The organism is Pseudoalteromonas sp. SIMBA_162 (genome assembly GCF_046535955.1).
Classification (GTDB): domain Bacteria; phylum Pseudomonadota; class Gammaproteobacteria; order Enterobacterales; family Alteromonadaceae; genus Pseudoalteromonas; species Pseudoalteromonas marina.
Genome location: NZ_JAWJBQ010001064.1, coordinates 1 through 242, shown reverse-complemented (window position 1 = coordinate 242; position 242 = coordinate 1). Strand labels below are relative to the sequence as shown.

The 242-nt window shown below is 59.5% G+C and carries 1 protein-coding gene; it reads right to left on the bottom strand.

Annotated elements, in window-relative coordinates:
* Positions 1 to 220, bottom strand: a 220-nt coding sequence (locus R0J88_RS22955) for a LysR family transcriptional regulator (RefSeq protein ID WP_410901309.1), incomplete at its 3' end; no start/stop codon positions are given.
* Between the last annotated feature and the right edge of the window lie 22 nt (positions 221 to 242).

Below are 242 nucleotides of genomic sequence, written 5' to 3'. Positions count from 1 at the left end.
GCCCGATCAACTGGTCGGCGCGCGGAGTTGGGGCCATACCACCTGGGGTGCGTACGAATAACGGGTCGTTCAGTTGCTGACGCAGGCGGGCTAGCCAGATGCTGACGGTTGGCTGGCTCTGGCCTAACTGTTCTGCGGCGCGGGTGACGCTGCGGCAGTGATAAAGCAGGTCGAACAGTTGCAGCAGCTTAGGTTCAGGCAGTACGTCGGCGGAACTCATATTTGTAAATCTCAATGGGCGT